Annotated in this window: 14 protein-coding genes and 2 pseudogenes; 10 read left to right on the top strand and 6 right to left on the bottom strand. The window is 44.7% G+C overall.

Annotation, left to right across the window (positions count from 1 at the left end; translation table 11 throughout):
• Nucleotides 1-27 precede the first annotated feature (27 nt).
• Nucleotides 28-1,140 carry a cysteine desulfurase family protein gene (locus NSQ91_RS27170; RefSeq protein WP_076194132.1) on the top strand — a complete coding sequence of 371 codons (1,113 nt, stop codon included), beginning with the start codon at nt 28-30 and terminating at the stop codon, nt 1,138-1,140.
• Between the two features lie 477 nt (nt 1,141-1,617).
• On the opposite strand, the gene NSQ91_RS27165 is transcribed toward NSQ91_RS27170, so the two are convergent.
• Nucleotides 1,618-3,486, bottom strand: a complete 1,869-nt coding sequence (locus NSQ91_RS27165; protein WP_340920713.1) for an exosporium glycoprotein BclB-related protein — start codon at nt 3,484-3,486, stop codon at nt 1,618-1,620.
• A 200-nt stretch (nt 3,487-3,686) separates the two neighbouring features.
• Nucleotides 3,687-4,679 carry a LacI family DNA-binding transcriptional regulator gene (locus tag NSQ91_RS27160; protein ID WP_076128039.1) on the bottom strand — a complete coding sequence of 331 codons (993 nt, stop codon included), beginning with the start codon at nt 4,677-4,679 and terminating at the stop codon, nt 3,687-3,689.
• A gap of 372 nt (nt 4,680-5,051) precedes the next feature.
• On the opposite strand from NSQ91_RS27160, the gene gtfA reads away from it, so the two are divergent.
• Nucleotides 5,052-6,494 (top strand): sucrose phosphorylase, encoded by a 1,443-nt coding sequence (gene gtfA / locus NSQ91_RS27155; protein WP_248549574.1) that lies wholly within the window; start codon nt 5,052-5,054, stop codon nt 6,492-6,494.
• 86 nt (nt 6,495-6,580) lie between these two features.
• Here gtfA and NSQ91_RS27150 read toward each other — a convergent pair whose 3' ends face one another.
• Nucleotides 6,581-8,815 (bottom strand): AraC family transcriptional regulator, encoded by a 2,235-nt coding sequence (locus NSQ91_RS27150; protein WP_340920706.1) that lies wholly within the window; start codon nt 8,813-8,815, stop codon nt 6,581-6,583.
• A 503-nt stretch (nt 8,816-9,318) separates the two neighbouring features.
• On the opposite strand from NSQ91_RS27150, the gene NSQ91_RS27145 reads away from it, so the two are divergent.
• The 3 genes from NSQ91_RS27145 to NSQ91_RS27135 all read left to right on the top strand — a co-directional run bounded on the left by NSQ91_RS27145 (nt 9,319) and on the right by NSQ91_RS27135 (nt 12,778).
• Nucleotides 9,319-10,194, top strand: coding sequence for an ABC transporter permease (locus NSQ91_RS27145; RefSeq protein WP_094903677.1), 876 nt, complete (start codon nt 9,319-9,321; stop codon nt 10,192-10,194).
• 11 nt (nt 10,195-10,205) lie between these two features.
• The gene (locus NSQ91_RS27140; RefSeq protein WP_036685379.1) at nt 10,206-11,099 is read left to right on the top strand and encodes a carbohydrate ABC transporter permease; all 894 of its coding nucleotides are present in this window, start codon (nt 10,206-10,208) and stop codon (nt 11,097-11,099) included.
• A 68-nt stretch (nt 11,100-11,167) separates the two neighbouring features.
• Complete coding sequence (locus tag NSQ91_RS27135; RefSeq protein ID WP_143762780.1) at nt 11,168-12,778, top strand: extracellular solute-binding protein; 1,611 nt, start codon at nt 11,168-11,170, stop codon at nt 12,776-12,778.
• 77 nt (nt 12,779-12,855) lie between these two features.
• On the opposite strand, the gene NSQ91_RS27130 is transcribed toward NSQ91_RS27135, so the two are convergent.
• A protein-coding gene (locus NSQ91_RS27130; protein ID WP_340916352.1) for an IS3 family transposase occupies nt 12,856-14,414 on the bottom strand; the annotation gives its coding sequence in 2 pieces (ribosomal slippage) (nt 12,856-13,781 and nt 13,781-14,414; 1,560 coding nt in all).
• 116 nt (nt 14,415-14,530) lie between these two features.
• Complete coding sequence (locus NSQ91_RS27125) at nt 14,531-15,412, bottom strand: AraC family transcriptional regulator (protein WP_076128032.1); 882 nt, start codon at nt 15,410-15,412, stop codon at nt 14,531-14,533.
• 159 nt (nt 15,413-15,571) lie between these two features.
• Between NSQ91_RS27125 and NSQ91_RS27120 the strand changes: the two are divergent.
• The 3 genes and pseudogenes from NSQ91_RS27120 to NSQ91_RS27110 all read left to right on the top strand — a co-directional run bounded on the left by NSQ91_RS27120 (nt 15,572) and on the right by NSQ91_RS27110 (nt 19,560).
• Nucleotides 15,572-16,971 (top strand): annotated as a pseudogene (locus tag NSQ91_RS27120) (MATE family efflux transporter).
• Between the two features lie 737 nt (nt 16,972-17,708).
• On the top strand, nt 17,709-18,419 hold the full coding sequence (locus NSQ91_RS27115) for a hypothetical protein (protein WP_340920702.1): 711 nt from the start codon (nt 17,709-17,711) through the stop codon (nt 18,417-18,419).
• Between the two features lie 131 nt (nt 18,420-18,550).
• Nucleotides 18,551-19,560, top strand: a pseudogene (locus tag NSQ91_RS27110) (ketoacyl-ACP synthase III).
• Between the two features lie 124 nt (nt 19,561-19,684).
• On the opposite strand, the gene NSQ91_RS27105 reads toward NSQ91_RS27110, so the two are convergent.
• On the bottom strand, nt 19,685-20,704 hold the full coding sequence (locus tag NSQ91_RS27105) for a LacI family DNA-binding transcriptional regulator (protein ID WP_076128026.1): 1,020 nt from the start codon (nt 20,702-20,704) through the stop codon (nt 19,685-19,687).
• Nucleotides 20,705-21,010: 306 nt separating this feature from the next.
• On the opposite strand from NSQ91_RS27105, the gene NSQ91_RS27100 reads away from it, so the two are divergent.
• Nucleotides 21,011-22,369, top strand: a complete 1,359-nt coding sequence (locus tag NSQ91_RS27100; RefSeq protein ID WP_340920697.1) for an S-layer homology domain-containing protein — start codon at nt 21,011-21,013, stop codon at nt 22,367-22,369.
• The gene (locus tag NSQ91_RS27095) at nt 22,360-26,151 is read left to right on the top strand and encodes a carbohydrate binding domain-containing protein (protein ID WP_340920694.1); all 3,792 of its coding nucleotides are present in this window, start codon (nt 22,360-22,362) and stop codon (nt 26,149-26,151) included. The genes NSQ91_RS27100 and NSQ91_RS27095 overlap by 10 nt, the downstream gene beginning before the upstream one ends.
• The last annotated feature ends 72 nt before the right edge of the window (nt 26,152-26,223 follow it).

Below are 26,223 nucleotides of genomic sequence, written 5' to 3'. Positions count from 1 at the left end.
TTATGGTTAAAGGGGGCTTTACTTAATATGATCTATTTAGATTACAACGCTACAACACCAGTAGATAAGGAAGTAGCAGAGGTTATGATCCCTTATCTTTACGGTCATTTTGGGAATCCTTCAAGCAGTCATTCTTTGGGGCGGGAAGCTAAACTCGGAATAGAGCAGGCAAGAACACAGGTGGCTGATTTCCTGAATTGTGCGCCGGGTGAGGTGCTTTTTACCAGTGGGGGTAGTGAGTCTAATAATACTGTCATTAAAGGAGTAGCCCAAACGTATCGCCATAAAGGTAATCACATTATCCTGTCTGCTATTGAGCATCCAGCGGTAATTAAACCTTGTCAGTACCTGGAGCAGATGGGATACAACCTGACTTATGTACCTGTTGACTCGTATGGAATGGTGCAGGTTGACGATGTGAAAAAGCAGCTCACGGACCAAACCATTCTGGTCTCCATCATGCACTCTAATAACGAAACGGGTACGATCCAGCCGATCAAGGAAATAGCTGAGGTCTGCCACGAACGGGGTGTTCTTATTCATACAGATGCTTCACAGTCTGCGGGAAAAGTAGACCTCGATGTAGCGGATTTAGGGGTGGATTTTCTAACGCTTGCAGGCCATAAATTATATGCGCCCAAAGGCATTGGAGCACTGTACATTCGGGACGGCATTCACATTGAGCCTTTGATACACGGTGCGGGCCATGAACAGGGGCGAAGAGCGGGGACAGAAAATACACCCTACATTATTGGCTTAGGAAAAGCCTGTGAGCTTGCTGCTGACTCTGATTCTAGAAAAAGAGTTAAGCAAGTTACGGAGTATTTCTATGGAAGACTGCAGGAGTCTTTTGGCGAAAAAATTCATTTGAATGGTCATAAACACAAGCGCTTGCCTAACACCCTTAACGTTAGTTTTCTTGGAGCAGTGGGTCATGAAATTATCGATTCCCTGGAAGCTGTGGCGGCTTCAACTGGCTCGGCGTGCCATTCCGGTGAAACGTTGATTTCGCCTGTTTTAAAGGCTATGCATGTGTCGGAGAACATTGGACGGGGGGCGGTTCGTTTTAGTGTGGGACGATATACGACTACAGCGGAAATCGATGAGGTCATCGATAAGTTGAAGGTGTATTTGTTATAAGCTGAAATCGTATTAGTTGTGAGGTTCGTTTTTGCAAACAGTGGCAAAGTGTGAATCCTAGTGAACGGACTATACGAATCTCACTAAATGGACTATGGTTCCCAGTGAACGGACTATGACTCCCAGTGAATGGACTATGGCTCCCAGTAAACGGAGTACGAATCTCACTAAACGGGCTATGGCTCCCAGTAAACGGACTCGCTATCGGACTCAGGCGCTCTTATTTGCAATATTTTCCTATTTTTGAGTTGCTATAGGACTCCATAGGCGTTATTAGTACAAAATAGACACTACTGAGCACCATTTCTGCCCAATAGCGCCTCTCAGGTCCGATAATCTCTCTAAACAGTGATAAATTAACGAATAGCGGCATCTGAGTCCGAAAGATCAAGAGTTGAATGCGCATATTACAAAAAAAGCATCTGCCACCTCCTTCAAAAGGAATCGCAGATGCCTTTTTTAACTTTTTTTTAGTGATTATACAATCGTAAAGCCAGCACTTGCATAACCAGTGACTGTATTTACAAGGGTAAGACCTGTAGCGGTGGCTGAGAATACCATAAGCAAACGTGTCTGTGGTGTTACAGTAAAATTGATACCATTCGTAATTCCGCTGACAAAAGTTCCAAGATTAATAGTACCGGTGATAGGTGGAAGTGGGACTGTTGCGCCTGGAATAGGAGTAAATGTGTTATTTGGTGTGGCAGATTGGTACAATTGCGCTGTTACATTTATCGTAGTACCAAGCAGCGATAAAGCTATGGTATTACTGAAGTAAGCGGCAATGGAAGTTATTACTCCAGCTCGAGGAGTTGAGAATGCAAAATTGATAAGCGGTCCAAGGAGAGTACCTGTCAAATCAATATTACCGCCAACAAGCGAAATACCTGTGGCTGAACTTCCGAAGCCTACAAGGCTTGTTGTTCCAACCAAACCACCTAAAACCGTGGTCATAATAATAGGTCCTCCGGATGCCAGCGGAATAATTGCACCGTTACCGGTTGCACCAGTGACTCCGGTAATGCCAGTAGCTCCGACCGCGCCGGGATCACCGGTGGCCCCCGTAGCTCCGGCAACGCCGACCGCCCCCGGATCACCCGTCGCCCCTGTGGCACCTGTAGCTCCGGCAACGCCGACCGCCCCCGGATCACCCGTCACGCCCGTTGCCCCCGTAGCTCCGGCAACGCCGACCGCGCCCGGATCACCCGTCACGCCCGTTGCCCCCGTAGCTCCGGCAACGCCGACCGCGCCCGGGTCGCCCGTCGCTCCCGTTGCACCGGCAGGGCCCGCCAAGCCGGCAGCACCAGTCGAGCCCGTCGCTCCAGTTGCTCCTACGCCTGGACCCGCTGGTCCTTGCGCACCTGTTGGTCCTTGAATCCCTTGCACACCCTGTGGTCCTTGAGGTCCCATCGCACCACCAGCGATTAACAAGTAATCTGGTGAACTTCCAGGTATTCCAGTAGGTCCAGAAACAGTAGCAATATAGGTGCTGCCATTGAAGGTTACTACTTGACCTGCTGGATAAGTAGGACTTTGTGCAGGATTAAAGATTACAATTCCTTGCAGCCCTACCCCTTGCGGACCTTGAGGTCCTTGAAGTCCAGGCGTTCCTTGAGGGCCTTGTGGTCCTTGCGGTCCTTGGGGGCCTGTGGAGCCACCAGCAATTAATAAATAGTCTGGTGAACTTCCAGGTGTTCCCGTTGGTCCAGCAACAATAGCAATATAGGTACTGCCATTAAAGGTTACTACTTGACCTGCTGGATAAGTAGGGCTTAGTGCAGGATTAAAAGCAACAATTCCTTGCAGCCCTGCCCCTGTGGTTCCCTTTGCGCCCGGAACCCCTTGCGCTCCTTGCGGACCCTGTGGTCCCTGTGGCCCTTGAGGTCCAGTCACACCTTTAATAGGCAATCCGATTGCTTGTGTAATAGAAGCTTGAATATGTCTGATCTGAATAATCAACTGATCTTTACAATTAGAGTCAATCTTCGTGGCGAGAATAAAAGATAATAACTCAGCTAACAACAGTTGAAGATTGGTGCCCACGCTTACGACAGAGAAGGGACTGACTTCGGTCGATACAATGGTTATCTCTACTACAGAAAGTAGCTCAGTTCTAAAAGGACTGCATAACTTAGAGGTATGCAAGAATTCCAATAATTCTCTTAACACTCTTTGTAGATTGGCAATATGAAGTGTTGTGGGATTCGTAAGTACGGGGGGTACCACTGCAGAGAGATCAGTGACTATTTTTAATAGTGCGTTACACTCCCTCTTTCTAATAGGACTGCTGATCCTTCCATGCTTGTTTAGGATAGCATCGCCTTTAAATGGTCTGTAATCAGGCATATTTCTATATCTCCTCCTTGAACTTCTCCTGTTCATTCCTTTGAAAAATGGGAACCTGCCCAATCAGCATATTCTGAGAAGCGGAAGTTGTTACAAAAATCGCCCTAAAAGCCGTTATTCCTGAAAGTCGTTATTAATGAAGCAATACAAAAAAGGCAGGCCACCGCTAATTACGGTAGTCTACCTTTTTAATAGATACGTTAAGTAGTCTCTCCTTTAATGAGAGTTACGTCTACAGTAGTGTTGTTGATTAGCTCTCCGTCAGCACTTTCGATCATTTGCAGGAGAGTATTGGTCAGCATGACCCCGATCCGATCACTAGGTTGCATAATGGTAGTCAATTTAGGACTCTGAAGCATGCGGGTAAAGCTGTGGTAATCATAACCGATGATTTTCAGTTGCTCGGGCACTCGAATGCCTTGCTGTTCAGCATAAATGTATAAAGCATAAGCCACAATATCATTACTGCAAAATACTCCATCATATTCTCGAAGTTGGGCCGGAGAGATATTTTCGGTGACAAAGGACCAAAAATAATCAAAGGTAAGCTTGTTGTGCGCGCCTTCGATAATATCGTAAGTTACACCATGTTTCATACTTGTGATGACAAAAGCATCCCGACGACGATTCGCTAGAATATCCAGATCTAGCGGGCCGGAGATATGTAGCAACCGTTTACAGCCCAGCTGTATCAAATGTTCGGTAGCTAGCTCACCACCGCGGTAATTATCCGATCCCACACAAGGGATATTGGAGGAAATAAAACGGTCAAAAGAGACAATAGGGAAAGGGACCTTTTTATAGCTTTCAATATTCATGGTGTGGCTGCACATGATAATGCCATCTACTTGATTCTGGCGAAGCATGCTAATATAGTTGGCTTCCTTCTCAGGATCGTCAAGAGAATTGCATATTAGCAATTTATAGTTTTTTTCATTAGCACTCATTTCAACATACTTGATGAGATCGGAAAAGAAAGGGTGATTTGAATCTGGAACAATAATCCCAATAAAAAAGGATTGATTCTTCTGTAAGGCTCTGGCGATTTGATTAGGATGATAATCTAAGGCGTCCATCGCTTTTTCAACTTTTTTACGCGTCTCTTTGCTGATATATCCCCGGTTGTTCATTACTCTGGACACGGTAGCTACAGCAACGCCCGCCTCCTTGGCAACATCTTTAATACTTGCCATACCCTCATCCCCGTTTCATAAAATGCTCTAATCTATATTCTACAACTTTCTTGGATTGTTGACACTAATCGAGACTAACAATTGTAAAAGCATAGATAGTTTCTGATAGTTATAATAGATATGTTATACGTTACCACAAATATTTGTATATAATATTAAAAATCAATCATTATACCTATATTTTATTGATTTAATTATATGAAAACGTTTGACATATTATTTGCGCATCTATAAAATTGGTTTTGAATAAACCTTCATCTAGGGAGGAACAAGATTGTTAGGATAACGCTTTCATAAATTACATTAGTTTGATGATTTCTCAGACCTTATGAAGCAAGAGTGTATAAATTGAAATAGAAGGAGAACTCCAATATGCAGATTAAAAATGAAGCTATGCTTATCACTTACGCAGATAGCATGGGAAACAATTTAAAAGAACTAAACGAAGTACTGGATACACACTTGCAAGGAGTCGTGGGTGGGGTTCATTTATTGCCGTTTTACCCCTCTTCGGGCGACCGGGGATTTGCTCCGATGGATTATACCAAGGTTGATTCGGCTTTTGGCGACTGGGCGGAAATCGAAGAGATGAGCGAGAAGTTCTACATGATGTATGATTTCATGATCAATCACATTTCACAGCAGTCTCCATACTTTCAAGATTTCCTTGAGAAGAAGGATGCATCGCAATACAAGGATTTATTTATTCGTTACAAGGATTTCTGGCCTAACGGTGAACCAACTGAGGTTGATGTGGATTTAATTTATAAACGTAAACCGCGGGCGCCATACGTAGAGGTTACTTTTAAAGATGGGACGAAAGAAAAGGTTTGGTGTACGTTTGATGAGCAGCAGATCGATCTGGACGTGACTACGGAAACTACGAAGAAATTCGTAAAAGACAATCTGACCTTCCTTGCTGATAAAGGAGCATCGATTATCCGGCTGGACGCTTTTGCCTATGCCAACAAAAAGATGGGTACCAACTGTTTTTTCGTAGAACCGGATATTTGGGAAATGTTGAATTTGTCTAAAGAAGTAGTGGAGCCTTATGGCGTAACTGTTCTTCCGGAAATCCATGAGCATTACAGCATTCAATTGAAGATTGCAGACAAGGATTATTATGTCTATGATTTCGCCCTGCCAATGTTGGTATTACATGCTCTATATAGTGGAAAAGTAAATCGGCTTGCGCATTGGCTGGAAATCTGTCCGAGAAAACAATTCACTACCCTGGATACACATGACGGCATTGGCGTAGTGGATGTTAAGGATCTGATGACCGACGGAGAAGCTGAAATGACCAGAGAAAGCCTATATAGTCAAGGAGCAAATGTTAAGAAAAAATATAGCTCCGCCGCTTATAATAATCTGGATATTTATCAAATTAACTGCACTTATTATTCTGCACTTGGCAATGATGATCAGGCGTATCTTTTGGCCAGAGCTATTCAGTGCTTCGCCCCTGGTATTCCACAGATTTATTATGTTGGTCTATTCGCTGGCGAGAATGATATTGAGCTGCTCGAAAGCACAAAAGAAGGACGCAATATTAACCGCCATTATTATTCTAAAGATGAAATTGCTGCTGAGGTACAACGTCCTGTTGTTCAAAAGCTGTTCGCATTGTTGAAATTCAGAAATAGCTGTCCAGCTTTTAATGGTGAGATCAAGATTGAACAAGGTAGTGAGAATGAGCTGAACATCACTTGGAAAAATGAAAACAGTGTGGCGAAGCTTGAAGCTAATCTGTTGACCAAAGAATACACCATTCTTGCAGGTGAGAATGAAGCAAATATTGCGAAGGTATTTTAATATTTCCTTTGATATCGAAAGGTGTTCCAAAGGCCAATGTAATGGCTGCTGGAGCACCTTTCTTTTTGGGGGATAGGTGATTCATGTTATGAACTGTTTTTGGTCCGTCTGAATTCTATTGGTGTAAGGCTGAAGTTGCGTTTGAACATCCGGTGGAGATAAGAACTGCTGGTGAAGCCAGTTACTTCAGCAATATCCGATACCGATAAATCACTCTCTACAAGCAGGCGGCATACTTCCTTCATCCGTACCTCCATGATGACATCCACAATAGTGGTTAGGGTCTGCTGCTTATAAAGTCTGCTGACATAGATTGGAGACATATTAAGTTCATCGGCAATTTGGTTCAGACTTAAGCAAGGGTCCATGTAAGATTGCTGAATGGTTTGGTTAATTTGCCGGATTAGATCGCTTTGCTTGGAGCTGCGCTTATCCGCTTGGAATTCCTGAATATGATCAAAAAGCTGGTAAAAAGCTGCCTCAAATTCTTCTATTGTTTCATAATGTTCAAGCGAAGGCATCACCATTATCCCTTCGGTGGGGGTAGGACTAAGCTTCTTGATGTTATCGACAATTCGTTTAATCGTTAGCGTCACCCTTGAAACAGTAAGTTCCAGCACATGATAGGGATATTGCTCCATTTCACGTACCATTTCGGAGAAGTGACTGCGGGCTTCGTCTGTTCTGCCACTTGTGAGCGCATCGACCAGCTTTTTTTCGCTGTCAGCCGGGTAGGAGTAAAGATTGTTCTGAAGCTCGCTAATGCGCTCAGCATTGATCAGGCTGCCATGACCATAAAACAGTCTATGTTTGGAAGCTTCTCTGGCCTGACTGTACAGCCGGTTTAGTACATCTGGATTATCACTGATAGGGCTGTACACTAACGACAGTCCGATTTTTAAATAATCACAACAGGCCACACGGATCTGCCGCAGCAGCACTTCAATCAGCTCGGTATCCAGATGCTCAGTGGAGGTCATGCTGCTAAGCAACATGACCACACTATCGTCATTCATATCTACAGTTTCCACCTGATAAGTCTGTCCACAGATCTCTGAGGCAATATTCATGATGGCAAACTTGTACGGAAGGAGATAAGAGCCTCGTTCCTTTCGCAGAGCTTCGTACTCATCAATGCGTAGTAATACTAGCCGGTAGCCCTCGTTTAAATTAAAAGAAATACCCAGCTGTTGAACATCATTTTGCCGGCTGTTATGAGGAGATTTAATGCCAAGCACCAGATTGCGTAATGAGTTCTGCCTGATCGTAAACATACTGTTGCGTTTATCTGCCTCAAGGGTGTTCATTCGGCTTACGATCGAATCAATCGGCAGATAAAGCCGTTTGGACAGTACCCTAGAAATAACAAGACCGAACAATAAAATAATTAAAGAAATCAGAAGCGTAGTATTGCGGATATGATTGGTCTGTTCAGTAATTACCTCATAAGGAGTAATGCGCACATATTGCCAGCCAAGCGAATCGGGCGAAGTATAGGACACCAGTGATTTATTCCCTCTAAAAGGGGCAGTAAAATAGCCGGCAGAACGTGCTTTTACTTGATGCTCCAGCCAACTGTTTTCATCCCCGGAGAGCTTCTCCAATGTCAGCTTATTCCCCGACAGAAAACGGCCTTGGTCATCCAAAATGTAGGTACTGCCACTACCGGGTGTATTGCCGTTAGCCAGTTCTTTATTGATCCAAGCCGCGGATATGTTAACAATAACCGCAGAGTTAATAGAGCGGTCCCAATTGATCGCATCATAGCAAAGGTAAGTATAGACTGAGATGGTTTTTTTCTCAGGTTCATCTATGGAATAGGTTCGCGGAATCGGCGTAAATGTTTTGTAATCCTGATAATGATTCAGCATCTGAATAATTTCAGTGTCCACCAGTTCGCGGGTGGTGAATACGCCATTCTGGCCCTGTGCTGCCGAAATATAAACCGTGTCATTATTCGGATTATATACATAGATGGATTCAATATAAGGCATGGAATTTAAGTAGTTTCCGAGATCGGACATCGCCGCGGTTACCTCATAAATAGAGGGCTTGTTGTAGAACAACAGATGAGAAATCGTGCTGGTTCGATACAGTTGAAATGAAAGCGTTTGCGCTACTTCAGCCATGTTGACCACTTTTTTGCCAGTCTGGGTCAGATCCCTTAGATCGGAGCGAAAGGTTTGCGTCTTCTCGACGCCGATGTAGTACGTATAGTAAACAAAAGTAGAGATAAGAAGGGTTAACGATATGCACAGGGTTATGGTGGTGAGCAGCTTGCCATACAGTAGTCTTTTTCTCCGTAGATCATTATTCTTCATACCGTCCCCCCTGATCATCATATGACTTACTCGGACAAGACTCTGGATGAATTCATATTATGAAGTTCCTTTATTATAAGTCCCCAAGAGTGAACAGAACAGTGGAGCAACCTTAGAATCCTGCATTTTTCCAATCTGAAGGGAGTGAACAAATTAAATATTCGTGTACAAAACAGTCTTTTCTACAAGGATTATAAGGAGTTAGCGAAGCTTGAGAAGCTCTGGGGGTCTCCGAAGACTTTTACATAAACATCCTGATTGTTCAGTTCCTGTTTCGCCAGTTTGTACAGTAAGGCTTGTAAGCTTCACTTCTGTGTTCAGAAGAATCTCCCTATAGTGGAATTATGCAGTTTCTATATTAAGGGGAGTGAGAGATCTTGAGCCAAACCTCATCCAAAGGAATTTCAAACGTCGAACTTGGCATCCAGGCTGATGGTAGAGCACGCTTACGAACGACAAGAAAGAAGAAAGGATTGTTGTATGAGCTGGTGCACAATCGGGTAATGTTTCTGATGCTGCTGCCCACCTTGATCTTTTTTCTGGTGAATTCCTATTTTCCAATGGTAGGCATCTATTATGCGTTCACTCAATTCGACTTCAACAGCAGCATGTTCAACTCCAAGTTTGTGGGATTACAGAATTTCGAGTTCCTCTGGAGATCCGGTACGCTGGTGAAGCTCACGATGAACACGATAGGATACAATATTGCTTTTATTGTACTAGGGAATGTGCTGGCAATTGTCTGTGCGATCCTGCTGAGTGAGCTCAATGGAAAATGGTTTAAAAAGATTAGCCAATCAGTAATGTTTTTGCCTTACTTCGTATCTTTTGTAATTCTCAGCGTAATTGTCTACAACTTGTTTAATTATGACAGCGGTTTCTTAAATACAATGCTTACCCAATTTGGCCTTGATCCGGTCGACGTTTACAGTAAACCTTGGGCATGGATCTTTCTGATCATTATCTTTTATCTATGGAAAAATCTTGGCTACAGCATGGTGATTTATCTGGCGGCGATTACGGGGATTAGTGACGAATATTATGAAGCGGCCAAAATTGATGGCGCTAATATTTTCCAGCGGATTTGGTATATAACGGTGCCGATGCTGAAATCAACCTTTGTGGTGCTGCTGCTCTTTGCGCTCGGGAGTATTATGAAGGGCCAATTCGATCTTTTCTATCAATTAATAGGCAATAACGGGCTGCTCTACAATACGACGGATATCCTTGATACCTATGTATACCGTTCGCTTAAAGTAACCTTTGATGTGGGCATGGCAACGGCTGCCGGGGTCTATCAATCCTTGTTCGGCTTCGTTCTCATTATGACGGTCAACTACATTATCCGCAAAATAAACGATGACTACGCCCTGTTCTAGGAGGATAAGAAATGAAAATTCAAAAGGATAAATATACGCGAATGCTTCATTGGATTGCCTATGTGGTCATTATTGGCTTATCGATCGCTTGCCTGCTGCCCTTTTTGCTAATTATCTCTGCATCTTTGACCAGCAATGAGTCCATTATTCGCGATGGCTATCATCTGATTCCGGCACAGTTCTCACTGGAGGGCTACAAGACGGTATTCATCTTCCCGGATGAGGTGCTGCGGGCATATGCGGTCACAGTCAGCACAACTGCTATTGGAACGGTAATGGGACTTTTTTTCATGACTATGGCGGGTTATGTACTGGCGCGTAAAGATTTTAAATATCGAAATAGCTTTTCCTTCTATATATACTTTACGACTTTGTTTGGGGGAGGACTTGTCCCTTGGTACATCATGATTACGAAATACCTCGGTTTGTTGGATTCCTATGCGGTACTGGTGCTTCCAGGTCTGATGACGCCATTTTTGATCATTTTAATGAAAAACTTCATCAAATCAGCAGTTCCTGAGGAATTGTTCGATTCTGGAAAAATAGACGGGGCTGGTGATTTCCGGATTTACTGGCAGATTGTACTCAAGCTTTCCATGCCGGGCATCGCTACAGTCGGTTTGTTTCTGGCTTTGTATTACTGGAATGACTGGTTCACCTCTTCACTGTTCATCAATGATACGCATAAATATCAGCTGCAGTTCTATCTGTACAATGTTATCAATTCAGCACAGTTTATCGCACAGATGGGGGCGGGAACCGGGGTGTCACTGGCTACGGAGGTCCCTGCTGAGTCTACCAAAATGGCGATGGCAATTGTCGTGACGGGACCTATTCTTTTTCTGTACCCGTTCGTTCAGCGTTATTTTGTCAAAGGCCTAACCATCGGCGCTGTAAAAGGTTAGAACCGCAACCTGCCCACTACCGGGTAAAGGTACAGTCGGCTAACATAGAAGCATAGTGAAAAGGGAGGATTCAGATGAATAAACAACGGGGCAAACGCATGTCTATTCTGCTTACGTCAGTACTGGGCATGACGCTACTGGCAGGCTGCGGGGGGAATTCTAATTCTGCAAACGGAGACAATGCGGCGGTAAAAGAGAGCAATAGCGGAGGAAACACAGCACAAAGTACGAACGCAGGGACTGAGGAGAAGACCGGACTGGACACTTCCAAAAAGGTCGAGCTGCAATTCTATATGCTAGGCGATGCGCCGAAGGACCTCTCAAGCATTGAAGCGGAAATTAACAAAATGGCTGAAGAGGATCTGAATGCAACCGTTAAATTCAACTATACAACCTGGACAGATTGGGATCAGAAATATAAGCTGCTGCTGTCGTCGGGTCAATCGATCGATCTGATCTTCACTGCGGACTGGACACAATATCAAGCTTATGCGAAAAAGGGAGCTTTTTTGGCTATAGATGATCTGCTGCCCAAAGCTGCCCCGGAACTCCAGCAATTCGTACCACAGGAAATGTGGGATGCCGTGAAGATTGATGGCAAGATTTACACCGTTCCAGCGACTTATAAGGAGTATGTAACCAACGGCTTCGTATGGCGTGAGGATCTGCGCAAGAAATACAATCTGCCTCAGCCGACAGATCTGGCTAGCTATGAAGCATACATGGAAGGAATCAAGAAAAATGAACCGCAGATGTCACCTGCTTCTTTTAACAGTGATGTAAGAGGTAACATTCATGATGTATATTCAACACTTACCGCACAGGTCGGCAGTCCGCTGCCTTATGGTATTGGTATTAAGTACGATGATCCTTCAAAAGCTTATCTGTATTGGGGCTCGGAGGAACATAAAGAAGAGCTGCTGACGATGAGACGCTGGCAGGAAAACGGATTGATTTCCAAAAACGTCCTGAACTTGAAGGATACCATCCAGGCTCCGATTATCGCGGGCAAGGCAGCAAGCATCTTCGGAGATAATCCGACTCGCTTCAACGATACGTTGATGAAGGTGAAAGCAGCACATCCGGATTGGGATCTAGGTTACTATCCTTATGGCAATACCATTGGTTATGCAACACCAGTTCATCCTATTCATAATGGTTTCGCCATTCCGAAGAGCAGCAAGAACCCTGAACGTGCACTGGCCTTCTATGAAAAAATGGTCATGGATAAACGTTATAATCAGCTGACACAATACGGTGTGGAAGGAAAGAACTATAAAATTGATGCGAACGGCTACTATGAACTTATTGGAGATGCTTCAACGAACGGTTTTACACGCGAGGGAATGAATGGCTGGGCCTGGCGGAATCCGGAGTTCATGCTATTTGATAAATCCTATGATGGCGTGAAGGAAATTTTCGCTGAGCTCGACAAAATTCAGAAGCCGGATATTTTCACCGGTTTTGCTGAGGATTATACCTCTTATCAGGCGGAAAAAGCAGCACTAGAGCAGGTGGAAAAGCAATACCTGTATCCATTGCAAGCTGGATTAGTAGAGGATGTTGATGCGGGTTTAGCCACCTTTATGGAAAAGGCTAAGCAAGCCGGCCTTGAAAAAATCCAGACCGAATATATCAAGCAATGGGATGCTTATGTGCAGGAGAAGGGTTTGAAATAATAAAAGTAGCAAGGGATGTTCCTTAAGCCTAATGAACTGCACCCCGTCAAGTAGACAGCACAAAAAATAAAAGTAGTTTAAGCGGCCTTAGTCCTAAATTCAATGGGACTGAGGCCGTTTAGTTTTGCCTGTAACCGTTCGTTATTGTAAAAATGAATGTAGGTATCAATATCTGTTTGGAGTTCTTCAAAGGTCTGGTAGGAATGTAAGTAGTACTTCTCACATTTCAATGTTCCCCAGAAGGATTCCATCGGCGAATTGTCAATGCAGCAGCCTACTCGGGACATGCTTTGCTTCAGTTCTGCATCGTCCAGCATCTTTTTAAAATGCAGAGAGGTATACTGAAAACCACGGTCGCTATGGAGTAAGGTTCGGCTCCCCGGTGCTGCCTTCAAAGCTAATTCCAGTGTGTTAAAAACTAGCGAATTATTATTGGAATGACCCAGAACGTAAGCAACAATCGACTTGTCATACAGATCTTTTATTGCACTTAAATACGCCTTCTTGCCGTTGCCGTATTTGAATTCCGTTACATCCGTTACCCATTTTTGGTTTGGAGCTTCAGCCTTAAAATTACGGTTCAGCACATTCTCTGCAACCTGCTGAGGTGTGGAGCCTACATACTTCTTTCTCTTTCTGCGGATGACTGACTGGATGCCTTGGCATCTCATCAGCCGGTACACTCGCTTTGCGTTAATAGATTTATCCATTTGTCTGCGCAAATGCAGGGTCAATTGACGATACCCAAAGGTTCGTTCCACCTTCTCATACAAGAGGAGCATAGCCTCTGTCAGTTTCTCGTTGTCAGCCTCTCGATAACTGGGTTTGCGATTCAACCATTTGTAATAACTTGACCGTGAAATCCCTGCGATGTCACACAAAAGCCGAATGGAGCATGTCTGTTCCTGCTGAACGGCCTGAATGGCCAAGTAGATGTTCACCTGGCGAATGGTCCTTAACGTCTCCTCCTTTCGAGTTCCTCTAACTTTTTTAGAAAAGCATTCTCCGCACGCAGGCGTGCATTCTCGTATTCCAGCTTTTGCATCGCGAGTTTGTGGCGATCTGCTTCCGTAAGTTCTTCAGGCGCTTTAGTGCGTCCTCTACCGTCTCGTAACGCCTCTTCACCACCAGCTTCGTACTTCTTTACCCAGCTATATACTTGTTGGTAAGACACGTGAAAATGGCTTGCCGTCTTCGCATAGTCTTCTCTGTTCGAAAGGCAGTACAGCACGATATTTATCCGTTCCTGCCAAGTGGTTACGCGTCCTTTGGTCATAGCTTTAGTTCCTCCTGAATGAGCTGTTAAGCTGTTGCTATGACCATTATACTTCCTAATCCAGTTGGCGAGTTGGGTTGAACTTGCAATTTTATACTTGCAGATGATTTGGTTTTGCGACAATCCTCCCTCGAGATAGTCCTTAACGGCATGGAGTTTAAGTTCTGCAGAATATGTACGATTGTAGCTTCGGACTTCCAGCCCTTCGTATCCATACAATTGATAACGTTGCCGCCACTTCACTAATGAGTTTTTGGATATTCCATACTTCCGGGCCGCAGTTTTCAAACCAATGTCGCCCCGTTCAATTTCTTGGAGAATCGTTAACTTTTCCAGTGCTGTAAACTTCTTTTGTTCCATAAAAATGCTCCCCATACAGCGACAGGTTTTTATTATTTCACCTGTCTACTGTATGGGGAGCATATCATAATGGCAGGGAGCATCCCCTTTTTTTGTGTTCTTTAACGTACTCAGATTTACGAGAAACGTTGACGGAATTCCCGTGGAGTGGTTCCTTCTATTCGAATAAAGCTGGAGCTGAAGTAAGGCGCCTGATTGAAGCCAACTTCCTCGGCTATACGGGCAATTGTGTAGCTGGTCTGCATCAGCAAAAGTTTACTTTGCTGAATCCGATAATGCAGCAGATATTCCATCGGCGCACAGCCGTATTCCTTCTTCATGCAACGAGCGATATATACAGGGTGAAAGCTTAGACTTTCCCCGAGCTGCTGCGCAGTGATATGCTCACGAAAATGGCTGCGTAAATAGGAGGCCGCTTGCTCTGCACATATTTTGGAGGGCGAGGGGCGCTCATGGCTGAGGGAGGCGGATAACTGCTGTATAACCTCCTGAAACAACAGCTGCTGCTGAAATGGAGTATCGCTTAAATGGGAATTAGGCACAAGCTGATTCAGCTGCGAGAGCAGCTCTTCCATCTTGGACGGCTGCAGCAGAGTTGTATATTGAGGCAAGCGTAAGCTAAACGGCCGGATATCAAATTCGTCAGATTGCAGGGAGTTCTCTATTTTGACGTTGTCTTTCTCAAGCGTAGCAGTCGTATCCTCGGTCATATTCCAGTCGCCCACCGTTTGAAAATGCAGCCAATAATAAGAGGTGGATTCCTTGCAGCTATCCGTACTGAAATGATGGCTGTCTGGACGAAGTAAGAGCGCCTGACCTGCTTTTACTTGAAAAGGGAGACCGCCTTCACTCATATATAAACAGCCTTGTTTAACTACAAGCAAATCGAACACCCGGGTATTATGGCGGCTCATATGATAATGGCCGGGGGAGAAAGTATGGAATCCGCTTACAATGTAGTACAGCAACGGAGGAACGGTGAAGTTCAAGATGTTCATGTCAGAGGCTCCTTTTTGTGAGGTTGGAATAATGTAATAATTGGTTTGAAATCTGTACCATCATCCAAAGTATATCATCTATAATTTAGTCTGACCTAATGAATAAAGATGTTATTTTTTAGGCTAAGTCTGTAGGTATGGTTTACGAGGAGGGTTTGTATAGTGAAAAAAGAAAGACAGGGTTTTGGGCTCTGGGTATTGGCTTGGCCTATATTTATAGAGGTATTTCTACAGACTCTGCTGGGTACGGTAGATACATTAATGGTCAGCCGTATCTCTGATGATGCAGTCGCCGTAGTCGGCATTTCCAATCAATTGTTCGGTGCATTGACCACACTTTTTACAACATTTGCGGGTGGAGCGGGGATTCTGATCGCACAGAGAATGGGCTCCAAACGTTTTGGTGAAGCGCGCACGATTGCTATTATGGGAGTATCGGTTAGCCTCGTGTTGGGGATTGTCGTGAGTATTGTGTTGTTTTTCTATGCGGGCCCTATTGGTGGGGTTCTAAATATAGCACCGGAACTATTATCACTTTCGAATGTCTATATCTCCTATGTCGGCGGTGGACTTTTTATGGTCGGGATGATCGCTTCCCTCGGTACCGCTATCCGGAACACAGGGAATACCAAAGGGCCGATGTACACAGGGATTATAATCAATGTCATCCATATAATTCTGAACTATATTTTTATATTTGGGTATTCGGTCTGCCACAGCTAGGCCTTGCGGGCATCGCGATCTCCAGTATTGTCAGTAGACTGGTCGGAGTGATTATTCTCTACTCCTTATTCCGGCGTTCTTTCGAGATCAAGGTTAGACTTAGAGATTTCCGTATATTCAATGGCAAGCTGTTCAAGCAAATTCTGAAGATTGCCTGGCCTCTCGGGATCAATTCTTCCTGTTGGGTATTCTCCCAGCTTATTGTGTATTCCTTTCTGGCTGCACTTGGAGCCGAAGCGTTAGCAGCACGCACGTATCTTAACACCTTGGAGTCCTTTTGCTTCACGCTTGGTTATGCTTTTGCTCTGGCGGGGCAGATACAGATTGCTCATTTATTCGGAGCAGGCAAACTGAAAGAAGCTTACCGCAGTGCATATCGTACACTCTTCATTGGTTTGAGCATTGTGTCAGCTAACATGCTGTTACTATTCCTGTTCGGAAAACAACTGCTCGCTTATTTCACATCTGATCCGAAAATTATTGCGATCGGGGTTTCTTTGTTAGCTCTAAATCTATTGCTCCAGCCCTCCAAAATGCTGAATATGGCCCTCGGCAACGCGCTGAATGCCATCGGGGATACGCGTTATACGATGTATACTTCCATCGTGTCTATGTCCCTCATTGGCGTGGGCTGCTCCTATTGGTTAGGAATCAGCTTCGGCTGGGGACTCATAGGAATCTATTGTTGTATGATAGCCGACGAATTGGTGAGAGGTTTGCTTGTTTTGGCGCGCTGGAGGGGGCGAAAGGTTCTCCGACAAGCGGACACCGGCTTGAGTGAAGAGAATGCTTCACTACATGGAGCGGGGAAAAGAAGCGCCTCGTTAACCACATAAGCGGGACTCTATAAGCCCAGCTTGATGGGCAATGGAGTGGTTTTAGAGTCAGATGTTGTTTGTGGAGTAGTGTTTTTGTTTCGGCAGTAGGGTGGTAGTAGTGCTGCAGTAGTGCGATAGTAGGGCGGTTGCGGTAGGCGGTAGTAAGGCGGTTGCGGGAGGCGGTAGTAAGGCGGTTGCGGGAGGCGGTAGTAAGGCGGTTGCGGGAGGCGGTAGTAAGGCGGTTGCGGGAGGCGGTAGGGCGGTTGCGGGAGGGAGGGCGTTGTGCTTTCGGACTCAACTGCCGCTATTTGCTAATTTAGAGCCTTTTCCGGTTAGTTTCGGACTGGAGGGGCGCTATTCCTCGTGAAATGGCTCATGTAGGGGTAATTTTGAGGCAATAGTGACACTGGAGTCCGATAGCTTATGAAAAGAGACGTTTGTGCGGAAATAACGGCTCTGGAGTCCGAAAGCGACTTTGAAAGTCCAAGTAACACCGTGCACCCAAGCGACAACGAGCACTTCAAGTAACATTAAATTTGCTGATGTTTTTTTGAAAGAGGTTACCTCATGAGTAGAAATAGTTACTTCTGTGAGGGCCTCTTTTTTATGCGCGTATAAAGTTTAAGTTTGACGGTCCTCAAATTTGATTATTCATTCATATAGAGTTTGATTCTATGATATAAATGAGGTAGCCTTTATAGAATGGGTAGCCGTTATATAAATACATGTTAGTGAAGGGTTTGAGGGAAATGTTGTTGTCAAAATGGAGAGGGTTTTCGTTACTAGGGCTGCTCTTAATGCTTGTACTATTATCAGGCTGTTCTAAAGGAACAGCGCATGTCACAGTGAATAAGAATGGAAGCGTAGATTTTGCAGTGAATATGAAAGTGAATTCGCGGGCAGAAGCGTTGATTAGCGAAAAAATGGAAGATGCTCTGGTAAACAAACTTAAAGATCAGGGGATTGAGCTAGAGAAAAGCCAAGATGGAAAATCTACAGTCTATGAATTCATGAAATCTTATGCCTCTTTTGAGGAAATGAAAGCACTCTCTGGTGACTTGGATATTGTGGACCTGAAATTAGATACCAAAGATTATTGGTTTTATACCAAATATGATGTTGAGGCGAAGCCCAAATTAAATAGTTACATAGACACCATAATGGATAATATGGGATCGCTCAGCTTATCGAAGCCGATTATTCGGGCGTTTTTGCAAAACATGGCTTTCGACTTTAAATTAACGTTACCTGTGGATTTATATGGAGACAATAATGCAAATGTGGAGGACGGCAGAACCCTTACTTGGAATGTTACACTAGCGGATACAGAGCCAATTCAAATGCAGGTTTATGTGCCTAATGTATGGAATATCGTGATTGTGCTTATCATTTTAGTGGTGGTTATTGTAACTGCGATTATATTGTTTATCAGAAAAAGAAAGCAGCGTAATAGAAAACGGTTCTAAGTGGGTTCGTAAGGTTTCGGAAGTGCCGGGAAGCTAGGATGCTTTACCGGCCTTCTTTACTTTTTAGCAGGCACAGAGTTATAATTAGTACCAAGTACTAATATCAGATACTAATTGAAGAGGTGATTGGAATGACAGGTGCAAAAATTACCGCTATCGGAACCTATGTCCCAGCTAAAAGACTGACTAATGCCGATCTGGAACAGATCGTAGATACAAATAATGAATGGATTGTGCAACGGACCGGAATCCGTGAGCGTCGAATTAGTCGGCAGGATGAGTATACAAGTGATTTATGTGCAGCAGCTGTGCAGGATCTTATGACTCGTTATGGAAAAAGCGTTCAGGATGTCGATATGGTCCTGGTAGCTACGAGCACACCTGACTTTTCCTTTCCCTCAGTAGCTTCTTTGATTCAAAATCGTTTTAATATTCCACAGACTGCGGGTGCTATGGATTTGAGTGCAGCATGCGCGGGTTTTGTCTATGCACTGCATACTGCTCACAGTTATGTGGCTTCAGGAATGCATCGCAAGGTACTGGTTATTGGTGCGGATACGATCTCCAAGATTACGGATTATACTGACCGCAGTACATGTATTCTTTTTGGGGATGGAGCGGGAGCTGTGCTTGTGGAAAGTGATGAGCAGTCGACGGGATTTTTGGGCTTCCAGCTGGCAAGTGATGGCGGTGGGGCACATCATGGTACCGTACGGGGCTTGCCCATACTGCAAACAATATTGAGCTGGTAGATACACAAATGCTGGTACAGAACGGACGTGAAGTGTTTCGCTGGGCGGTCAGAACGGTTCCTTTAGGTGTGCAACAGCTGCTTGAAAAAGCGGAGGTAACTCTGGAGGAAGTAGACTGGTTTATTCCACACAGCGCTAATATGCGCATGATTGAGCCAATTTGTGAGCGATTAAATTATCCGCTGGAGCAGGTGCTGCACAGTCTTGTGAATTTCGGCAATACTTCTGCTGCCACGATTCCTTTAGCACTCGATTTGGGCATCCGCGAGGGTAAAGTACAAAATGGACAAAAGATCCTGATGTATGGTTTTGGTGCCGGATTGACCCAGGCTGGACAATTGATTGAGTTGAATTTGGATCATCAGGTAGGGATACCTACTCCATATTAAGAGGTGGAATTTGGCGAGTTAATGTCCAATGAATGTTTATAACGAAACGTTTCGGTTAATCAATAAAAAGACAACGCCGTTTGCGGAAACCCGCTTACATTGGCTGTTGTCTTTTTTTTGTTGATTACTGAGTATTTAATTGACTGCCACAGGATTCACGTACAATAAGCACAGGCTCCACTACAAACGATCCACCGCCAGACTGATTGTTAATCAAGTCATAGAGCATATGAGCAGCGAGGATGCCAAGCCGTTCTTTGTTCTGGCGGATGGTCGACAGTTTTGGACTGGTATATTTACAGGCTTCAATGTCGTCACAACCGATAATGGCAATATCTTCAGGAACGCTGAGGCCGTGTTCTTTCAAAGCCCGGATGGCTCCCAGAGCCAGCAAATCAGAAGCCGCAAAAATGGCTTTTGGTAAATTTCCGGCTTGAATTAATTGCTGCATAGCCGTATAACCGCTGGGCTCAAAGAAATCGTCGCCATGAACAAACCACTGACGGTTCAAAGTGAGGCCAAAACTTTCAATAGCTTTGACATATCCGGATTCCCGCAGGTTAGAAATGTCTGAATCCGCTGCACTTCCGATAAATCCAAGCTCTCTATAGCCAAGTAGATAAAAATGCTCCACGACCTTGGAAGAAACCTGAAAGTTATCTGACATCACAAAGCCGGATTTTTTGCCCTTTAGCTCAAGGTCGACCCCGATACAAGGAATACTGCTCATATCCAGATCGCGGATGGTAGGCTCCATCTTTTGCCCGGAAATAATGACACATCCATCCACATTAAAATGAACAGATCGAGCGAAATAATCGCCGCTGCTGATGAATTTCTCGTTGGAAAAGAAAATGAGATCGTAGCCCAGAACGCCCATCTGCTTTTTAAAGGAATTTAGCACTTCTACGAAAAAGGGATGGGTAAATTCGACATTAAGCTCGCCAGCAAAAATAACCCCGATCAGATTCGACTTCTTAGTTGCGAGTGTCTTGGCGGAGTTGGAAGGTGAATATCCGGTTTGTTCGATGATCTCCAAAACTCTTTGCTTGGTTTTTTCGGAAACATCGCTGTAATTGTTCATAATTTTCGAAACAGTCGAGACAGAAACGCCGGCCATTTCGGCAATCATTTTGATATTCATAGTTAATAAAGCCACCCTCCGCTAAATAGTTGAAATTTGAGAAAAAGACTGTTCTAGAGCGGTTATTTGCGAGTTATTATGAATAGGGTGAATGAAAATTCAATTATTTTCAGTCTATTATTATTGCCGAAACAAGTCAAATATATATTTCACTATGCAGATTTATTCCAAAACAATCTATGTAAAAAAATTCAAAATTACATCTTTACAAAAATAGAAAACTAAGCAACAATAGCATTGTCGAAACCGATTTCGATTTTTCGCTTGAATTACGAATATTACGAAATTCGAGGAGTGATGTTTAGGATGAAAAGGAATTTCACAGCAGCGCTTGCTGCTATGCTCCTTGTCACCGGGCTGCTATCACCGGTTGGGAGCATGAATGCTTCAGCGGCAGAGGGGTTAAAGGAAAACTCACCTGATTCAGCGGCAATGAAAGTGGAAAATGAACCAATCAATGGATTGAAAGCGTTTACCGATGTATCTCCAAGTCATTGGGCCGCAGGCCCATTACAGCGTTGGAGCGCAAATGGGATCATAAGCGGATATGACGACGGGTCGTTTCGTCCGGGTAAGGAAGTCACGAAGGCAGAATTCGCAGCTATTATGAATCGTATATTTAATTATCAGGAGCAATCGGATAAGGTTCCCGCTGATGTCCAGGCTACAGACTGGTATAAAAATGATATAGCCAAAGGGATTGCAGCTGGATATTTAAGCAGTGATCAGAAGAACAATATTTATCCTTCAAAAGCACTTTCGCGCGCTGAGGCGGCGTTAGCATTGGAGAAAGTGTTTCGTTTCAATGCAGACAAAAGCAGTACAGCAGCATTCACCGATCTGAACGGAGTCAGCGATGAAACCGCAAAAGCAATAGCTGTTCTATCGAGTGCAGGTTATGTAAAAGGATATCCTGGAGGTTTGTTTAAGCCAGATGGTGGGATCACCCGTGCAGAGTTAGCTCAGTTGGCTGATCGAATGGTTTCGGGACTCCTCCTGAAATCAGGAGAGACTTCACTAGGAACAGTAAAGGGCAATGTAGTCATTAATCGGGCTGATGTGATTCTTAAAGACACGGTCATCCAAGGTAATCTTTATCTAACCGAGGGGATAGCTGACGGGAATGCAAAGCTTGAAGGTGTAAAGGTAACTGGGACTACTTTTGTACGGGGAGGCGGCGAGCAAAGTATCGGCTTACACCATACTTCTCTTGGACTGCTTCAAGTAGCCAAGCCTAATGGTAAGGTTCGGATTTATGCCAGCGGGTCAACAGCTGTGGGTACAGTGCGGCTGCTATCTGGGGCAATCTTGGAAGAAACCAGCGATCTTACCGGGGCAGGGTTTGGGGATGTTGAGATGGATGTCGTTCCTCACAATATTTCGCTTCGCGGAAAATTTGGAGCGGTTCGTTCGGCAGACTCAGCAGTCAGCGGTTCTTTGTTAAGAATCCTTGGAACTGTCGGCAGCCTTACTCTGGGAAGTCCGACCCAATTAACATTGGAGAACAATTCACAAGTGGCGGCACTAATCCTATCTGCGAGCGCTGGAGGTACAGCAATTCAAGGCAGCGGAAGCGTAACCACAATAGATAACAAAGCCGATGGAGTAACGATTGGCGGTGTAGCATTAAAAAAGGAAACACTGGCAAAACAACATTGCCAATAGCAAGCTCAGCGCCAAGCAGTTCGGGGAATGTAGGTCCAATATCGACACCAAACTCCACACCTGAAGCAACGGCGACACCTACGGCAACTGTTACGCCAATCGAAACACCAACACCAACCGAAACACCGACACCAACAGCCACACCGACACCAACAGCCACACCGACACCAACAGCCACACCAACACCAACACCAACACCAACCGAAACACCGACACCAACAGCCACACCAACACCAACACCAACCGAAACACCGACACCAACAGCCACACCAACACCAACCGAAACACCGACCACTGATCCGTGGACACTGGTGTGGGGGGATGAGTTTGATGATGGAGAGATTGATGCTACAAAGTGGACCTATGACCTTGGAGATGGATCGCAATACAACAATCCAGGTTGGGGAAACAATGAGAAGCAGTGGTATACCAACGATGAGAAGAATGTAAAGGAACAGGACGGTAACCTGATCATTACGGCCCACAAAGAAGAAAAAGCTGGCAAACAATATACTTCTACACGGATTAAGACTAAAGGGTTGTTTAGTAAGAAATATGGGAAATTTGAAATTCGGGCCAAAGCACCTACTGGAAAAGGGTACTGGCCGGCGATCTGGATGCTGCCGGAGAACGATGTGTACGGGACTTGGGCTGCTTCCGGTGAGCTTGATATTATGGAAGGCTGGGGCAGTCGTCCAGACACGGTAGCGGGGACGATTCATTACGGCGGTATGGCGCCGAACAATGTATACTCCGGCAAAGAGTATGTATTTCCGGACAACGCTACGATTGAGCAGTTCCATACGTACTCTATTGAGTGGGAGCCGGGCGAAATTCGCTGGTATGTGGATGGTGAATTATATTCGACCAAAAATGACTGGTACAGCATCAGCAATGGGCAGCCTGCCAATAATGTGTATCCAGCGCCGTTTAATCAGAAGTTCCATTTGCTGATGAATCTGGCCGTAGGCGGTAACTTTGATGGTGATCCGACTAGCGAAACCGTATTTCCAAAATCGATGGAGATTGATTACGTTAGAGTCTACGAGCTGACAGGTCGTGAGTACCGCGAGCCTATTCCAGTTACACTGGAGAAGGAAGCCTATCCGGAAGGCTCCAAGCTTGCATTGGCAGACGGCAACATGGTCTATAACAACAATTATTCGGAGCAGGCGCCGGGGGATGACGGTATGGGAATCCCGAATACCGCACATTGGGCACTTTATAAAGAAGCAGGGGCTGAAGCTACGGTTTCTACCGTTCCTATTGGGGAGCGCAATTATGTGAAGGTAGATATCAGCAGTGGCGGCGGCAATTTTTATTCGATTCAACCCCAAGCTATCGTATCTATAGCTAAAGGCAGGTTCTATAAACTCAGCTTCGATGCCAAAACCGATATGTCCCGCAGTATGAGCGTCCGGTTAACAGGTGGAGAATCTCGTGGATTTGCAGCGTATTCTCCATCGCTTAAGGTAGATCTAACTTCAGCGATGACGCATTACGAGACGATGTTTCAAATGAAGGAAAACTCAGATATTGCTGCACGCGTCGAGTTCAACGTGGGTACCAATACTTCACCGGTATGGTTTGGTAATGTCAGATTAGAAGAGATTGAGAATATTCAATTCCCTCATGATAGTGTGAAGGAACCGCTGGCCAACGGTAATCATCTGTACAATGGTACTTTCGATATTGGGGAACCCAATCGGATGAGTTATTGGCATACGGAAGCAGCTGGTGGTGCAACGGTAGAATCAAGCGTTAATGACAATGGCCAGTTAAAGCTACAGATTGGCGGCAGTGAAAATGGTGAGGTTCGGTTACTTCAGAAGGGAATTCAGCTCATTCAAGGGCAGGACTACGAGGTTACCTTCAATGCTTCAGTCTCCTCTGCACGCACAGGAACGGTCCAACTACTAGGAAAAGACGGCAGTGTACAGGCAGAACAACCGGTTAGCTTAAGCGAAGGTGAGCAAAAAATTAAAGCCACCTTTATTAATCTTAGAGGTGCAACCGATCATGAAGGACAATTCGTATTACTGTTAAACGGAGCTGTGGATACAGTCGTTCTGGATAACTTCCAGATGATACGTACTAGCTTCTATTTTGATCCATCGCTAATATATTACCCGCTCCTGAATGGTGAATTTAACTTTGGGTTTAGCGCCTGGGATCGCCTGTTGACAGAGCAGGGTGGTCAGAGCAGCGCTACGGTTGCAGATGGAGCAGCAAAATTTAGCATTACGAATACCGGCAGTCAGGCGTATTCTGTAATGTTGTTTCAGAACAACTTGAAAGCTGCTGCTGGAATGGATTATGTGGTTGAATTTGATGCCAGTTCAACCGTAATCCGCAAAATCGGGGTGAACGTAGAAAATGGTACGTATCAGGCCTCATTCAGCAATATTGTGGAGGTAACGCCGGAGACGAATCATTACAGATTCGAATTCCGGCAAGGCAGCAAGGATACATTGTCTCTTAAATTCCTGCTTGGGAAGGTTGAGGGGATTAGTATTCCTCAAAACCATGATATTATCATTGACAATGTGAAATTTGAGATCAAAAATGCACCGGCCAAACCGCAGGAGCTGCTAAGCGACAGCAGCAATAACAGAGTTTCGCAGCCGATTGAGCTTACTTTTATCGACAATGCAAATTGGCGGAATCAAATCATGGCGGTAAAGGTTAACGGTACAACACTTAATGCAGAGCAGTACACTATTGAACCGGGAAAAATCACAATTGAAGCAGCAGTATTTCCGGCAGAAGGAAGTTATACCATTACTGTTGAGGCTGAACATTATGTTACTGCAACTGTCGCGCAGACTATTCTAGCTAATGATAACAATCTAGTTATCAATGGTTCGTTTGGCAGCGATAAGACGGGCTGGACTACATGGTCCGGAGAAGGTGGCGTCTCCGCGTTTAATGTGAAGGATGGCGTAGCTGAAATTCTGATTACGTCGGCCGGATGGGAGGTGTGGCATACACAATTTTTCCAAGAGGGTATTCCACTGGAGGGCGGAAAAACGTATGAGGTGAGCTTCAAAGCGAAATCAACGGTTCCGCGCCAAATTGTGTTAGAATACTCCAATACTTCAGCTGCTTCCGCGCAAGCTAAGTTTGATATTCATGCGGATTGGGCTACTTATACAGCACAATTTACGGTGTCGAACAGCAACCCGCTGAAGCTTAATTATCTGATCGGCAAAACGCTGGGCGCTGATCCTGCGGCTAACAATACGCCGCATACGATTTCTTTTGACGATATTGTGGTCAGGGAAGTACAAGGGGGTCCACCAGTAATACCGCTAAGCGGTACGCTGGATAATGGAACCTTCGATGTAGATGCAACGGGCTGGAGCCAGTATTTTGACGGAATCGGATCTGCATCTGTTCAAGAGGGGGAATTTGCTATCAACTTAACAGGTACCGGGCAAGCCCCTTATAGCGCACAGGTGGATTACGAAAATCTCAAGCTCGTTCAGGGAAAAACGTACACCTTGAAGTTTAAAGCTCGTTCTACAGTAAACCGCAATATTCAGGTAGCTGTGGAGCATAAAGGCGGGGACTACACCAAATATATGGAAGATGAGCTTGTAGCCTTGACCCAGAATATGGACGAATACAGCTACACTTTTACAATGAATGGGGCAACAGACGCTGGTGTTCATCTGGTGTTTTTGCTAGGGCTTATAGATGGGAATAGTACGGAGACGAATAGTGAAATTAGCGCGGGCAGTACAATTTATTTAGATGATGTAAGCTTGATCGAAGGGTAAACGAAAAAAACGGCAGTGTTTTCCTTTTTACAGGAGCACTGTCGTTTTTTTGTGTGTTTTTTGTGGGTTGGA

It is taken from the genome of Paenibacillus sp. FSL R7-0048, from assembly GCF_038004505.1.
Taxonomy (GTDB): domain Bacteria; phylum Bacillota; class Bacilli; order Paenibacillales; family Paenibacillaceae; genus Paenibacillus_AQ; species Paenibacillus_AQ odorifer.
The sequence above is the reverse complement of the archived record's forward strand: the minus strand, read 5'-3'. Positions and strand labels throughout refer to the sequence as shown.

What these genes read in the sequence shown, in the direction of transcription:
- NSQ91_RS27145 (WP_094903677.1), top strand. Translation starts at nt 9,319, where the DNA reads ATGTTTCTGATGCTGCTGCCCACCTTGATCTTTTTTCTGGTGAATTCC.
- NSQ91_RS27100 (WP_340920697.1), top strand. Translation starts at nt 21,011, where the DNA reads ATGAAAAGGAATTTCACAGCAGCGCTTGCTGCTATGCTCCTTGTCACC.
- gtfA (WP_248549574.1), top strand. Translation starts at nt 5,052, where the DNA reads ATGCAGATTAAAAATGAAGCTATGCTTATCACTTACGCAGATAGCATG.
- NSQ91_RS27150 (WP_340920706.1), bottom strand. Translation starts at nt 8,815, where the DNA reads ATGAAGAATAATGATCTACGGAGAAAAAGACTACTGTATGGCAAGCTG.
- NSQ91_RS27160 (WP_076128039.1), bottom strand. Translation starts at nt 4,679, where the DNA reads ATGGCAAGTATTAAAGATGTTGCCAAGGAGGCGGGCGTTGCTGTAGCT.
- NSQ91_RS27165 (WP_340920713.1), bottom strand. Translation starts at nt 3,486, where the DNA reads ATGCCTGATTACAGACCATTTAAAGGCGATGCTATCCTAAACAAGCAT.
- NSQ91_RS27105 (WP_076128026.1), bottom strand. Translation starts at nt 20,704, where the DNA reads ATGAATATCAAAATGATTGCCGAAATGGCCGGCGTTTCTGTCTCGACT.
- NSQ91_RS27125 (WP_076128032.1), bottom strand. Translation starts at nt 15,412, where the DNA reads ATGAACATCTTGAACTTCACCGTTCCTCCGTTGCTGTACTACATTGTA.
- NSQ91_RS27170 (WP_076194132.1), top strand. Translation starts at nt 28, where the DNA reads ATGATCTATTTAGATTACAACGCTACAACACCAGTAGATAAGGAAGTA.
- NSQ91_RS27140 (WP_036685379.1), top strand. Translation starts at nt 10,206, where the DNA reads ATGAAAATTCAAAAGGATAAATATACGCGAATGCTTCATTGGATTGCC.